This window comes from Virgibacillus necropolis, assembly GCF_002224365.1.
In the GTDB taxonomy this organism is placed as follows: Bacteria; Bacillota; Bacilli; order Bacillales; family Amphibacillaceae; genus Virgibacillus_F; species Virgibacillus_F necropolis.
The window spans coordinates 3328744-3342984 of record NZ_CP022437.1; the positions used below are offsets into that span (position 1 = coordinate 3328744).

General features: G+C 37.4%; 13 protein-coding genes. 4 read left to right on the forward strand and 9 right to left on the reverse strand.

The window, feature by feature from the left end; genetic code table 11:
• Window positions 1-562: 562 nt before the first annotated feature.
• From CFK40_RS21385 to CFK40_RS15750, 4 genes are all read right to left on the reverse strand, one after another.
• The gene (locus CFK40_RS21385; RefSeq protein ID WP_161493889.1) at window positions 563-682 is read right to left on the reverse strand and encodes a class I SAM-dependent methyltransferase; all 120 of its coding nucleotides are present in this window, start codon (window positions 680-682) and stop codon (window positions 563-565) included.
• Between the two features lie 11 nt (window positions 683-693).
• Entirely contained in the window at window positions 694-1044 is a 351-nt protein-coding gene (locus tag CFK40_RS15740) for a DUF6508 domain-containing protein (protein WP_089533366.1), read from the reverse strand.
• A gap of 120 nt (window positions 1045-1164) precedes the next feature.
• On the reverse strand, window positions 1165-2346 hold the full coding sequence (locus CFK40_RS15745) for a cystathionine gamma-synthase family protein (protein ID WP_089533367.1): 1182 nt from the start codon (window positions 2344-2346) through the stop codon (window positions 1165-1167).
• Window positions 2347-2362: 16 nt separating this feature from the next.
• Window positions 2363-3532, reverse strand: coding sequence for a M24 family metallopeptidase (locus CFK40_RS15750; RefSeq protein ID WP_089533368.1), 1170 nt, complete (start codon window positions 3530-3532; stop codon window positions 2363-2365).
• 277 nt (window positions 3533-3809) lie between these two features.
• Between CFK40_RS15750 and CFK40_RS15760 the strand changes: the two genes are divergently transcribed.
• Window positions 3810-4676, forward strand: a complete 867-nt coding sequence (locus CFK40_RS15760; protein WP_089533370.1) for a Cof-type HAD-IIB family hydrolase — start codon at window positions 3810-3812, stop codon at window positions 4674-4676.
• Between the two features lie 89 nt (window positions 4677-4765).
• On the opposite strand, the gene CFK40_RS15765 is transcribed toward CFK40_RS15760, so the two are convergent.
• The 4 genes from CFK40_RS15765 to CFK40_RS15780 form a co-directional block, all read right to left on the reverse strand.
• Complete coding sequence (locus tag CFK40_RS15765) at window positions 4766-6022, reverse strand: YeeE/YedE family protein (protein ID WP_089533371.1); 1257 nt, start codon at window positions 6020-6022, stop codon at window positions 4766-4768.
• A gap of 216 nt (window positions 6023-6238) precedes the next feature.
• Complete coding sequence (locus CFK40_RS15770; RefSeq protein WP_089533372.1) at window positions 6239-7408, reverse strand: hydantoinase/carbamoylase family amidase; 1170 nt, start codon at window positions 7406-7408, stop codon at window positions 6239-6241.
• Window positions 7409-7427: 19 nt separating this feature from the next.
• On the reverse strand, window positions 7428-8780 hold the full coding sequence (locus tag CFK40_RS15775; protein ID WP_089533373.1) for a hydantoin-5-propionate amidohydrolase: 1353 nt from the start codon (window positions 8778-8780) through the stop codon (window positions 7428-7430).
• Between the two features lie 55 nt (window positions 8781-8835).
• Window positions 8836-10224, reverse strand: coding sequence for a sodium:solute symporter family protein (locus CFK40_RS15780; RefSeq protein WP_089533374.1), 1389 nt, complete (start codon window positions 10222-10224; stop codon window positions 8836-8838).
• 110 nt (window positions 10225-10334) lie between these two features.
• Between CFK40_RS15780 and CFK40_RS15785 the strand changes: the two genes are divergently transcribed.
• A complete protein-coding gene (locus CFK40_RS15785) occupies window positions 10335-11039 on the forward strand; it encodes an IclR family transcriptional regulator (protein WP_089533375.1) in 705 nt (234 codons plus the stop codon).
• A 295-nt stretch (window positions 11040-11334) separates the two neighbouring features.
• Here the strand turns inward: CFK40_RS15785 and CFK40_RS15790 are convergent, their stop codons facing one another.
• Window positions 11335-12207 (reverse strand): LysR family transcriptional regulator, encoded by an 873-nt coding sequence (locus tag CFK40_RS15790; protein WP_089533376.1) that lies wholly within the window; start codon window positions 12205-12207, stop codon window positions 11335-11337.
• Between the two features lie 169 nt (window positions 12208-12376).
• Between CFK40_RS15790 and CFK40_RS15795 the strand changes: the two genes are divergently transcribed.
• Window positions 12377-13510 (forward strand): AbrB family transcriptional regulator, encoded by a 1134-nt coding sequence (locus tag CFK40_RS15795; RefSeq protein ID WP_089533377.1) that lies wholly within the window; start codon window positions 12377-12379, stop codon window positions 13508-13510.
• Between the two features lie 71 nt (window positions 13511-13581).
• A complete protein-coding gene (gene yyaC, locus CFK40_RS15800) occupies window positions 13582-14220 on the forward strand; it encodes a spore protease YyaC (protein WP_227001797.1) in 639 nt (212 codons plus the stop codon).
• The last annotated feature ends 21 nt before the right edge of the window (window positions 14221-14241 follow it).

Sequence of the window (14241 nt, forward strand, 5' to 3'; positions counted from 1 at the left end):
ATAATGAAAACCTGCTTTATTCTTTTCTAATCACCTCATAGTGATACCGTTTAGACATAGTTGTTAATTAAATTATGAAGTTTTTTTTATAATAACCTATCGCTTTTTATTTTTCAATAAATTCTGTATTTTATTTATAATAGAAAAATTTAATAGGAGTTATTCAGTATTTTTATAAACTGATTACCAACCAAGTAGCTTTCTGCCACACACTTAGACAGAGAGCATCCAACAACAAAAATTTATTATCCTAAAAAATCAGGATGCTATATCTTCTAAATACATTCAGCAAACTTCCCCATCTCTTGTGCGTAATTGGTATTAAGAGATTTCGTTCGCGTACAAAGGGATTTTTCCTCCGTCACATCCTTGCTATATCCAGACAGTTTTTCGAAATACGGCAAATATACATACAAAGTTGGATAGCTTCTTCAATTTTCTCACCTCTGTTTGGTAATTCGCCATAGCTGCAAAAGCCTACGAAATTTTTGATAAAAAGGAAGATGGAAATATCAAAGTAATTTTGAAACCATAAGAAAAATAAGAGCCGTACGAACTTTTTTTAGCGTGCGTCTCTTATTTTTCCATTTTTTATTGGTAAGTTCGTTAACCTATCAATCCCATCTACCCGCTTCTTATAATGCAAATCATCTTCAGCCACTCCGGTAAACTTTTCATACAAGCTAAGGCCACTTAACCCGACTTTTCGACATAGGATACCCATGCATCAGATGTAAACCTTTCATCCCTAATCATTTTTGTTAAAATGGCTTTAGTCAGTCGTTCATCCGCGGTTGGAATGTTACAATCCATTTCGTCAGCATTAGTTATACCATATTCGTCTAACGTTTCCATGTAATCTGCATCAACAAAGCCCACTTCATAAAAACATTCAGCGAACTCCACCATCTCTTTTGCATACTCGGTATATAAGAGATGTTGTTCACTTACAAAGGGGTTCTTCCCGTCCGTCAAACCATTGTTATCTCTAGACAGTTTTTCGAAGTAAGGTAAATACGCATACAACTTTTGATAGTCCTTCAATATTGTCACCTCAGCCTTGGTAATCGGTTTTGTCACGATTAATTTGATAAGGACCTTCTCGAGTTCAAAGTAATAGCAAAGAGCAATCTAAGCAGGTCTACCCGACCTGCTTAAAAGGTTTTATTTTATATCCAATGCTCGCTTTAAGTCCTGAATTAAATCCTCCACATCTTCAATTCCAACCGCATAACGAACCAATCCTTCCGGTATCCCTAGTGCTTTTCTTTCTTCAGGTGTACATTCTACATGGCTTGTGGTTCTGGCAGGTCCTACGGTTGTTTCAACTGAACCAAGATTTGCTGCACGGTTTGCATATTCCAATTTTGGTAATACTTTTCGGACGGTATCCATTCCACCTTTGAGAGCAAAACTTAACATACCACCAAAATTACTCATTTGCTCTTTTGCAATATCGTGATTTGGATGGGTTTTAAGCCCTGGATAGTATATTTCTTCGACTAAGTCGTGACTTTGTAAATAGGTCGCAATTTTCATGGCACTTTCGCACTGTCTTTTCACTCTTAAATCTAGTGTTTTCATTCCACGTATCATTAAATAGGCTGCCATCGGGTCCATTGTTGCACCATTAATTTCTCTGTAATGATAGATTGGCTCCACGAGTTCGGCTTTTCCGCAAACCACACCACCTAGTGCGTCAGCATGCCCTCCCAAGAATTTTGTTGCGCTGTGAATAACAAGATCAGCGCCTAGTTCCAATGGATTTTGGTTAATTGGTGTTGCGAATGTATTATCAACAAATACGAGAGCACCTGCTTCGTGACCTGCTTTGACCATTCGTTTGATGTCTGTGATTTTCACTGTTGGATTTGTCGGACTCTCTAAATATAAAATTTTACATCCTTTTGCTACTTCTCTTTCAATTTGTTCGTGATCTCCTGTGTCGCATAACTCTACCTCGATATTTAACTGCGGTAAAAACTCTGAAAATATCTTATTTGTGCCACCGTATGTATCTTTGATCGATACAATACGGTCACCTGGTCTTAAATAAGTAGCTAGCGAATTACTTATCGCTGCCATCCCAGTTGAAAAACTTGTGGAATCCTCGGCGCCTTCTAGTATTTTCACCTTATCTTCAAACGATTGGACAGTCGGATTGGTGTTCCTTCCGTAAATATGCCCTTCTTTATTTCCAATTGCTACATCATACCATTCGTCTATATCATCATAGTTATAAGCAACACTAAATACGGTCGGCACTTGGGTTGCACCGTGTACTCTATATTTCTTTTCCCCAGCCCATACCGATTTAGTCGCTTTTTTCACATCTTTATTTGTCATATGTTCACCCCGTAAATTATTTTTTCATATATAAATCTCTTGGGAAGTTTGCCAATGTCTCGCATCCATTATCGGTAATTCTGATTGTTTCACTTATCTCGCACCCATAGTTTTCATACCAAATACCGGGGATAAAATGGAAGGTCATATTTGGCTCGATAACTGTTTTGTCACCATTTCTGATACTGACTGTATGCTCGCCCCAATCAGGTGGATAACTTAGCCCAACTGAATACCCTAATCTCGAATCTTTGATTATCCCATGTTTTTTAATTGTTTTTCTAAATACTTCTTCTATTTGTTCACTCGTCATACCAGGTTGCGTACAGTGAATGACCTCTTCTATCCCATAGTTAATTACTTTTGATAAATCTAGTAACTTATCATTCGCTTCGCCTAACACCATTGTTCTCGCCATTGGGCTATGATATCGCTTATGACACCCAGCTATTTCGATGATAACGGGATCATTTTTCTTGTATCTTCTTTCCGACCATGTCATATGAGGCGCTGATGTTTCCTCTCCAGCAGGAATTAATGGTACAATAGCACTGTAATCGCCCCCGAATTCTTCAAAACCCTTTATTTGGGCTCGCATAATTTCAGCTGCCACGTCACACCCACGTGCTCCCACGTTAAGACTTTCATATCCTACCTGCATTGCTTTTTCTACTATTTTCGCTGCTTTTTTCATATAATTAATTTCTTGATCGGACTTAACTAAACGAACCCAGTTGACTAAAACACTGGCATCTTCAATTTTCGTTTCCGGCAGCATCCATATAAATTCTTTATAAAATCGTGCAGAAAAAAAGTGCGTTTCCATCTCAACTCCAACCGTTTTTTGTTCAACATTTCGTTTGATTAGAAAATCCGCTACAAAGTGCATGGGATGTTTAAATTCAGATTGTACGTAATCATCACTGTAGGGAACGATACTTTCTTCTTTTAACCAGGACGTTAATTTCGCACTATTTGCATCCATTTCCCTTCCAATCCATGTGGGATCATCTTCATCGATAGTCAAAATGATAAACTGCGGCACATAAAACGACCAAGCATTATAACCGGTTAAATAATTCATGTTCGAAGGGTTCGTGATAATTAATACTTCAATTCCCCTTTCTTGCATTTTTTGCTTTGTGCGGTTGATTCTCATCTTATATTCATCAATCGTAAAATCCATTCGACTCCCCCCTTTACTAATTTTATTAAATCAGGAAGTCCTCTATGATCTTTTTATCCGTCATATTTGTCAGGGACAAGAGGGACAGGGCCCTTGTCCCTCTTATTTTAAAACGGATCAAGCTTGCTCATTTTGTCTCGCAAACGATCTTCCGCTTCTTTTCTTTAAAATACTTTATATCTATTTTCACTAATTTCTCTTCACTAGTAATCACAGCCGAAAATTTATGCGAAAAAGTGTATAATAGAAGTAGTATAAAAAAAGTTAGGGGATTACAATGAAACTAATTGCTACAGACTTAGATGGTACATTATTAAACAAAAAAGGCGAAGTTAGTGCTGAAAATGCAAAAGCGATTCGAATGGCAATGGATCGTGGAATCAAATTTGTGGTTGCAACTGGGCGATCTTATGATGCTGCAAGTAAACCACTTCAAGAAGTTGGATTATCGTGTCCAATTATTTGTCTAAATGGTGCAAATACCTATTCTTTGAATAAAGAACTGCTAAGAAATGCCCCGATGGATTTAACGGTTTCTCGCAAAATTCAAGCCATCTGTCGGAAAGAAGACGTGTATTTCGAATTATTCACAAATAATGGAGTCTATTCAACTAATAGAGAACACTTTATGGAAGTGATGGTAGACATTTTGACTTCAACACATCCAAATTCCTCTGAAGCGGAAATTCGAATAGCTGCTGAGCAACGTTTTCAGAATGAACGGGTGCAATTCGTACATAATTATGATGATTTATTTTCAATGGATGACATTGAAATATATAAAATCCTAGCTTTTTCTCTTGAAAAAGGGAAACTAAGCAATGTACGTAGTCAACTAGATAAGGAAACAGAGCTTGCAATAACTTCTTCTGGCGACATTAATCTTGAATTTAACCACCCCGATGCTCAAAAAGGAATTGCTCTTGCAAATCTAGCAGATAGCATGGGAGTACGAATGGAAGATGTGATGGCGTTAGGAGACAACTTTAATGATGCATCGATGCTTCAAATGGCTGGAATCGGTGTTGCAATGGGTAATGCTGTTGATGAAATCAAAGAACTTTGTTCGCACACTACCAAATCAAATAATGATCATGGGGTTGCTTTTGCTATCGAACAGATGTTGAAGAAAGTTAGTTTGTAATATAGAACTTACAAAATCCTGTCTTCCCACATACCAACCTAAAACAAAAAATCACCATGCGAACGCTCACATGGTGATTTTTTCATTTCCTAACAAAACGAGTCCTTCGATTTCGGTACAGATAATCCAAACAGTGGTCTGAGATAAAGTGCTAAAAATGTTCCTGCCAACGCTAAGATTCCCCAGACATATCCATGGAGACTGAACGAGGCGATTCCGCCGAAGTATGCACCGATATTACAACCGAATGCAAGACGAGCGCCATAGCCCATTAATAGGCCTCCAATAATAGAAGCTGCTACATTTTTCAGGTTTATTTTCGTGAATTTGAACAACCCGCCTGCTGCTGAAGCAAGGAATGCCCCTAGAATAACGCCGAAGTTCAATACAGTTGTTGAATCTGCAAAAATGGATGACTGCAATGCTTGTGCGCTTGCACCTTGCCAATAACCCCAAGATGCAACATCGATGCCGAAGAACGTGGCGATTTTAGAACCCCATAATGCGAAAGCTGAAGTGACACCCCATGGTGTACCACGGGTCATTAATGTCACTGCATTCAGAACAGCTAAAGCAATCGCTGCTGCGAACAATGGCCATGAGCCACGGAAAATCCGCTTCCAGCCATTTGCAGATGGTTTAGGTGCCATTCTTGGTGGACGCTTCTTTTTTTCTACAGCTAACGTGATCCACGTGATGATACCAAACAGCAAGATTGATATGGCCCAGGCACCACCATAGCCAAGTCCTGTTGAGGTTGCTAGGGAAATGGGTTCGAATGCTGGCATCTCTTCTGTCCAGAATGGTAGATGGTAGGCTCCTATTGTTGCGCCAACGATAAAGAATAATAGCGTGATAAACATGACGGTGCGTCCGCCACCGACTGCGTAGAGCGTACCAGATGCACAGCCTCCACCAAGCTGCATGCCTATTCCAAATATGAAAGCACCAACTACAAGGCTAACTCCAACGGGCGATACATAACCGGAAACGCCCCCTCCAAAAAAGGAGTAACCGAATGCTAGAATCGGAGCGAATAAGGTAACCGCTACTGCCAGCATTAACATGTGTGAGCGTAGTGCCTGCCCGTTTCCTACAGACATCAACCTACGAAATGCCGATGTAAAGCCAAAGCGTGCATGGAATAAGGTGTAACCAAGCAACAATCCAATGACGAGCAGTATTGGCTGCGTAATAGCTTGTGTGGCCAGTAGATAAATAAACAATATTGCACCAACGACTAACCCACCAATGATTAAGCGCGTTTGTGGACTGTTCAGTTCAGTATTTTCCCGCTGAACGGGATCTTTCACTTCATCTATTGGTTGAACATTTACTGGTGACATGTAAAACACCCTTTCCTGATAAAAATAGTCGGAATTACTTTATAATAATGGTTAGTTGTTGACATGTCAAAGGAATAATTTTGAAGGGATTGTTTTACCCGCAATCATTATATCGTTTAGAACCAAACAAAAACGAGGATTGTCACTTGAGTTATAAATGACCATCCTCGTTTTTTGTGAAAAATAAGCAACTGGACCGAGACATCTGTCCCCCGGTCACACTAATTTAAGGGTTGTGCCTAGTAGTGTGTTTGCGCCGTTTTCGATGTCTGTTGGTGCGGCGTATTCTTTAGGGTTGTGGCTGACTCCGTTTAGGCATGGGATAAATATGAGTCCTGAGTTCATGATTGTGGATAGTGAGTTGGCGTCATGATTCGCACCACTAGCCATCACGTGATAGCTCATATCTATTTCTTGGCAAGTTTCTTCAGCTGCTGCTAAAACTATTTCTGATAAGTCAGATGGATGTTTTTCAACGTTCGGTTTAATCGTCACATTATGATTTTGACGCGCATAGTTTGAAACCTCTTCTGTTATATCATGCATCGTCTTGATATTTGTTCCTCTGACTTCCAGAACAAATTCTACTTTCCCTGGCACGACATTAGGTAAGTTCGGATGGACAAATAATTCTCCTACTGTCCCCACATTAGGAGGGCCATATGATTTAACAATCTTTTCAAAATTTAATAATACGTTAGCCGTATGTGTTAAAGCATCGTCCCGCTCAGTCATTGCCATCGTCCCAGAATGAGCAGACTCACCGTGAACGGTCACATCTAATCGTTTAATACCAGCAATCGTATTCACAATACCAATATTTATATTATCTTTTTCTAACGTTTTTCCTTGTTCAATATGGAGCTCAATATAATCACTATATTGATCAACATTCACCGTATCCTTGACTTGCTGAAGCGAAAAAGGCGTTCGTTTTAACCTGTCAATAAAATCATCATTAAAATCAATCATGCCACAAAATGCCCGACTGCCAAACGTACCCCCCAATATATTGGCCTCTTCACCACGAAAAGATACAACTGTGACAGGTCGCTTTAATTCCGCATGATTTTCAGTTAACGTCATTAATACTTCAAGTCCTGCCACGACACCTAGCGCACCGTCATATTTCCCACCATCTTTGACAGTATCTAAATGCGAGCCAATCAACACGCCTTTTTCACCCTCTGGACCTATTGTACCGAAGACATTCCCAATTGCATCACGGTACGTTCTTATGTCATGAGCTTCACATTTATCAATAAACCAGTCGAGTGCCGCTTCTTCTTGTTCTGAATAAGCCAAACGTGTAACACCTTCTGATTCGGAAGTAATTTGATTCACTTCATCCAACATAGTCATTAATCTTTGCTTATTTATTTTCATTGATCATCACAATCCTTCATTAATAATTCGGTTTAACAAATTGACCTCTATTATTCTCTACAACACCATGATCATGGGTATAAACCATTTCACCTCTAACAATAGTCGCCTCAATGCGATTATTTACCGTATGCTCATGAAATGGTGAGACATCAGAAATCGAAATAAACTCATTCTCATCAATTTGCCATGATCCACGATTATGAATAACTGTAAAATCGGCATCTTTACCTTGCTCAATAGACCCTTTATTGTTCAAGTTAAATCTTTGAGCTGGAGCGAGTGCCAACAATTCTGCAAATTTACTTAACGTAACCTTTTTTTCACCAATCAAATAATCAAAAAGTAATGGAATCATAATTTCCAAACCAGGGGATCCTGATTTTGCTTTAAAAATATTGTCATCTCCAATTGACTTATCCTTTTTTTGCCAAGGCGCATGGTCAGACGTGATAAAATCGATACCTCCACTAAGTAACTGTTCTTCTAATTCTTTCAACTCATTCGGTTCCCTTAATGGAGGGTTAATTTTTGCTTTTGGACCAAATTTCTTCAAATCTTCAGTCGTTAATAACAAATAATTATAGCAAGTCTCAGCGGTCACATTCGTTCCTTGTGCTTTAAACCAATTAATATATTCAAGACTTTTCGCATGACTAACATGAACGATGTGCAACTTCGCATGTGCCCATGAAGCCATATCTAGCAGTTTGATTACAGCTGTAGTTTCCGTAACAGGTGGCCGAGTCAAGTTATGATAAATAGATTCAACACGATTTTCTCGCTTGGCATCTTCAATATAACGTGTTAATAATTCATCATTCTCGGCATGGAAAGCTACGATTAAATCTCGGTCTGCAGCTTTTCTCATCGTTTCCAATATATCAGCATCTGATATTCTCGGAAATCGATAAGGATCTGTCTCAAATGTTGAAAGTTTAAATCCTACCACACCGCCATCAGCTAATTCATCAACGACAGCCGCACCATTTTCTTTCGGAACTGTACCCCATAAGGCAACATCGATAACAGCTTCTTTAGAAATCGTATCAATTTTCTCTTTCAGTATATCCTTATTTGTTACAGGTGTTGGTAAATCATAAGGCATATCGATAAAGAGTGTTATGCCGCCTTTTGCTGCTGCCATTGATGCCCGATGAATCCCTTCATTTGGATTACTATAGCAATGCACGTGCGTATCGATAAACCCTGGGAAAATATAATCCTGTCCAAAGTCATCCACCGTTTCCGCGTCTAGATGACCTTGTATTTTTGAAACCTCTACTATTTTGCCATTGGTAATACCAATTTCTCCTAAAAAATTTTCCTCTGGTGTCACAATATAACCTCTTACTACTTTTTCAACCATCATCTTAATCCTCCTTCGTTGCTTTGTTACATCCTTATATTGATACTTCGCTATACCCTTACTTTGTCGCTTTATTAATTCCTGCCATAATGACTAATCCTAAAAATGAGCCAATTAACCCGTAAACGACATACATACTTGTTCCTAATCCGTGAGCAATTGCCGAACCTGATATCCCCATAACAATGCTAACGATTCCTGCACGATTATCAAGAACGTTTTTATCTTTAAGGATAAACCCACCAATTATAGGAACCAGTAATGCCGATACCGAATAAGCAAACGATGCGACTATCCAACCTAAAGCTTGTGGATAGAAAATTGCCAATGACGCGGCAATGGTAAGCACAACAACAGACACGATTCTAGAAATAGACAAGAGCTTCTTTTCTTTAACATCAGGGTTAATGTGATTTGTGTAAATATCTTTTGTAATCGTTACCACTACTGATTGAACAGCACTACTTAACGTAGACATAATCGTCGCAACAATAAATACTGAAAACATAATTAAAAACCAATCAGGGGTTTGCATTAAAAACCAGCCTGTTGCATTTTCTGCATTCCCTAATGAAGGATTAAGTGAACGAACAGTCAGACCAATCGTTGAAGACCAAAACGTTGCAATGGCAAATAGAACAGCTGTTATACCTATAGCTTTCTTGGCATTTTTGGCATTATTTGCTGAATAAATGCGTTGATAAAGCTGCTGGTTCGTTAAGTTACCAGGCATCACACCAAAAATCCAAAATAACACCGTCCCCATTCCAACACCTACTAATCCTTTAGGGAAGTCAGATATTTCACTTGGTGTGTTCGACATGATCGTTTGAAAGCCATCTCCCATATTTAACGCCATGAAGAAGGCGATAACCGCACCAATTGCCATAGCACAGCCAAAAATAAAGTCAGTCCATGCAACCGATGTCATTCCTGCTGGCAATACAAACGCCAAACTAATAATCGCAAATATGGCTACCATTAGCGATGCATTCATACCTGTGATAGTTGCAAAAATTTTCCCGAAACCGACCAATTGCGTAATCATCCAGCCAAACGGAACAATTAACGTACACAGAATTGTAAGAATCGATAATACTGGATTGCGTCCATAAATGTCTCTGATAATATCTGGCATTGTTTCAAATTCACTATTTCTAAGCCATTTAGCCATAAATAAAAATGGGAGAAATCCTATCATTGTTAATATCCCATATGTTAAAGTCGACCAACCACTTGAATAGGCAGTCCCTACAAGACCAACAATAGTTCCACCACCCATAACAGTAGCAAATTGCGTACCAACTTGTACATATAGCGGTAAGGCTCTACCTCCGACATACCAGTTTTCAATTCCTTTATTTTTTCGTCCTAAAAAATAAGAAAAAGTTATTATACTCAAAAGCACAATCGCAATCGTTATGAATAAAATTAGATTTGTATTCAAGCTAAATCCTCCTTTAATATTGATTTTGTGTTTAGAATGATATATTATGATGAATATTTAGGCAAACCTGACATCTTATATAATGAGACATAAAAGAAGGAGTTGTTGATATGAATTATAAAATTCTCCACTTATTTCATACACACGGAACACCATTACATATTGATCTAATATTGAGTGAAACAGATGTGCCAAGAAGCTCACTCTATCGACAAGTCAAAAAGTTAATTGAAGCTGGATTAATAGAAACTGTTGGGAAAGGGATGTATGCACCAGGATGGTTAGCTGATGAAATTTCAAGAGTCAAAAGGGATTCACTTGATCCATTAATTAAAGCATCCTTACCGATTATGCAAGAAATTAATAAAGATAGTGGGGAATCCGTTAATTTAACGGTTGTTAATGGGACAAAAGTAAGAGTGCTTGCCCATTTCGAAAGTATGCATAATTTGAAGTTTTCCTTTGTAGAAGGACAAATATTGGATATTTTTAAAGGCGCCTCATCAAAAGTATTATTGGCCAATTTAGAAGAAAAACATCGCCAATTCCTGATTGAATACAACCTCACACCCGAGGAAGGAAAAGCATTAAATCAAGAAATAGAACACATTAGAAAAGCCGGATACTCCATCACCAATTCAGAAGTCGATGATAACGCAATTGGCATATCAGTTCCCATTCTTAGCGGGGGAAAGTACATTCTCGGTGGACTTTCAATCGCAGGACCAGCCTTCCGGATAAAAGAAGACAACATCAACACCTATATCGAAAAATTAAAAGAAGGAGCAATCGACATCGCACTACATTTGGAATAGATCGAGGGGGAGGTTGAGACCACTGAAAAAACTACTATTAAAACACATAATTCTGGAACTACGCAACGTTTCTTTGAGGTTCAATAGTTTTGGCTTCCAATTCCAAAAAAGGTTTTTCTCTCCATTCAAACAAAAGTTGTTTTTTTCTTAGACGGCTTAACTAACGCAATTACTAGTTAATCCGTCTAAGTTAAAAAATGAAATTGTTCTTTATCTAATAACGTTTATTCAACTTTTTTACAAACCTACACTTTTAAGATATTTATTATTCTGGATGAAAAATGTAGGAAATAACTCAAACGCTATTCTCCAAGTCGGTATTCTCTATAAAATCAATAAAAGCTTTAACAATACTTAACTTTAAAGCATCCTCGTGGTAAAACATCCACGTCTTTCGGATGATTGGCTTTCCATTTTTCATTTTAATCATGATTTTGTACAAATCTTCTACGTCATTTAAAATCATACTTGGTAATATAGCATAACCTAATCCGTTTAAGACCATTTTCTTACATGTATCTGCTTTATCGACTTCAATGTTGACTAATGGTGGTGCTGTAAAGTTTTCGGACCACCATCCATCTATGGAAGCCTTAAGTTGGGAATCAGTGTGATAATCAATTCTTGGTTGCTGAGGAAGATTTCGAATATCAATCTCTTCTTTGGAAGCGATACAAATATTCTCCTCAAATAACAATCTTTTTTGACCCTTCCAGTTGTAATCTCCTTTAACAAAACCAATATGTACATTTTGATTTGTGATTAGTTGAGTAACATGACTACTAAAGCCAGTCGTCACCTTAAATTCAATTTTGGGATATTGCTCCTTGAATAATTTCAAAAGATTTGGCAGCTTATAATCTGTAAAAAAATTAGATACGCCTAATCTTATCGTTCCTGCAACGTTTCCCTCCATATTTAGAACATTTTCTTTCATTTTTTGAATGGTTAGTATCATATCTTCAGCGCACCCAGCTAAGTACTCACCTTGAGGGGTGAACTGTACTCCCCTTCTACCTCTGTTCACAATCTGAACGCCAAATACCTTCTCCAATTGCTGCAAGCGATTAGTCAAAGCTGGTTGTGAAATAAATAAATGCTGTGCTGCTTTTGTAATGTTTTTTTTATGGTAAAGCGTTTGTAGAATCATCCAATCTCGCTCATCCAACTAAATCTCTCCTTTAGGTATAATTAATATTTATATATAAACATAGTAATTCGATATTTTATTTATTTCTAAAAGTATACTATATTTGTTATAGCATGCTAACTATGTGGTAGTGATTTTAAATTTATTTTGTATTTATATAGTAGAAAATAGTGAAAGAAGGATAGTAATGGATGAAAAAAAAGGTACGTTGCATTTTATTCGATTTATTATAATAAGTGGAATAGGGGGATTTCTACTCTCCCTTACAGGTCTCCCTATTGGATGGATGATTGGAACACTTCTAGTCGCAACCTTTCTGTCTATCCTACATCCTAGCCTTTTGAAGACTCATTATAATCAAAAAGGTTTACCAAAGTATTGGTTATATATTGGACAATGTATATTAGGTATTGAACTAGGTCAAAAAATGAATGTTTCTGTTTTATATACGTTTCAAGAAAATTGGGTAAGCATTCTCATTATGCTTTTATTATCCATCCTTCTTTCCTTACTGACGGGCCTAGTTTTATGGAAGTTCAGTAAGCTAGATATGCTAACTAGCCTTTTTGCTTCTGCCCCTGGAGGACTATCCTCTCTTCCTAGCATCGCAGAGGAATTTGGTGCTAACACAGGTATTGTCAGTATTATTCAAACGATGCGCGTATTTATGGTCATCCTAACTATTCCACTAATTATGTCCTTATGGGTTGGTAATCCTAATAATTCGGGATCTAGCGCTACATTTTCTACTACAGCAACCGGGGTATTTGAATTAGAACACATTCTTGGGACAATTGTATTGGTGCTGATAGCCTGGCTTGGATTTTATTTGGGAAACTATTTAAAATTACCTGCTCCTTGGCTTGTCGGAAGTATGATAAGTATTGCTCTAGTAAAGTCCGTTAGTTCACTATATTTTGGTTATGAACTTGTAGCGTGGTGGCCGCAAAGCTTACTGATTGTTTCTCAAATTTTTATTGGCGCAAGTATTGGGTCTAGTTTCCAAAAGAATATGTTTAGAGGGTTAAAGAAAATTTTATTTATTTCATTTTTGAGTACATTTGGTCTTATTTTCTCTATATTTATATGTGCATATATTGTTTCCATTGTGACAGATATTACTTTTCCTACTTCTGCCTTAGCATTTGCCCCGGGTGGAATAGCAGAAATGACAACTACTGCCATTGTTCTTGACGCAAATTCAACATTTGTTGTTACAGTTCAAGTGCTCCGTTTGGTTGCTGTTTGTGTCGTTCTTCCTCCCCTGTTTAGATTCTTAAGCAATAGGGAGTTGAAACATAAAGCGTACGTATCAGCGTAGTCTTTGTCCAATTTAACAGTTATAATGATTCTAACAGGTAATTCATAGTTGAAATGAAAGGAGGGCTACTATTGAACACCTTTTATAACGGAAAAAAGCAAAACAGTTCCTATTATATAAAATCAAATGGAAGAAATGAAGAAATAGAAATTAATCGATTAACACTTAAATTAAAAAAAGTTATACAAGAATCAGCTGTTGAAAATAAAACCATTGTCTTTTTATGTATCGGTTCAGACCGGTATGTCGGTGATTCATTAGGTCCACTTGTAGGAACTATGTTACTAGATAGTCGTGTTCCATACCAAGTTTATGGAACATTAGAAGAACCAATTCATGCATTTAATTTAAAAGGAACAATAAAAGAAATCCATAAACAATTTAATAAACCTCTTATTATAAGTATTGATGCTTGTCTGGGTAATAAAGATCAAGTCGGTTATGTTGTTTTTAAAGAGGGGCCACTTGCACCAGGAAAAGCTCTTGAGAAAATGCTACCTGAGGTTGGAGATTATCATTTTCAAGGGATAGTAAATTATATCGATCCACTACCGACATCTCAATTTTTAAACGATACCCGGTTGTATATGGTTATGAACCTAGCAAAAATTATTTCAACTGTTGTTACAAAAATAGCAACTGTAGAAAATGTAGCAGAAGATGAAATCAATGCATTAGACAATGTCCGTCAATTAGATGATTTTAAATAACTAGAACCATCCCAATTCATT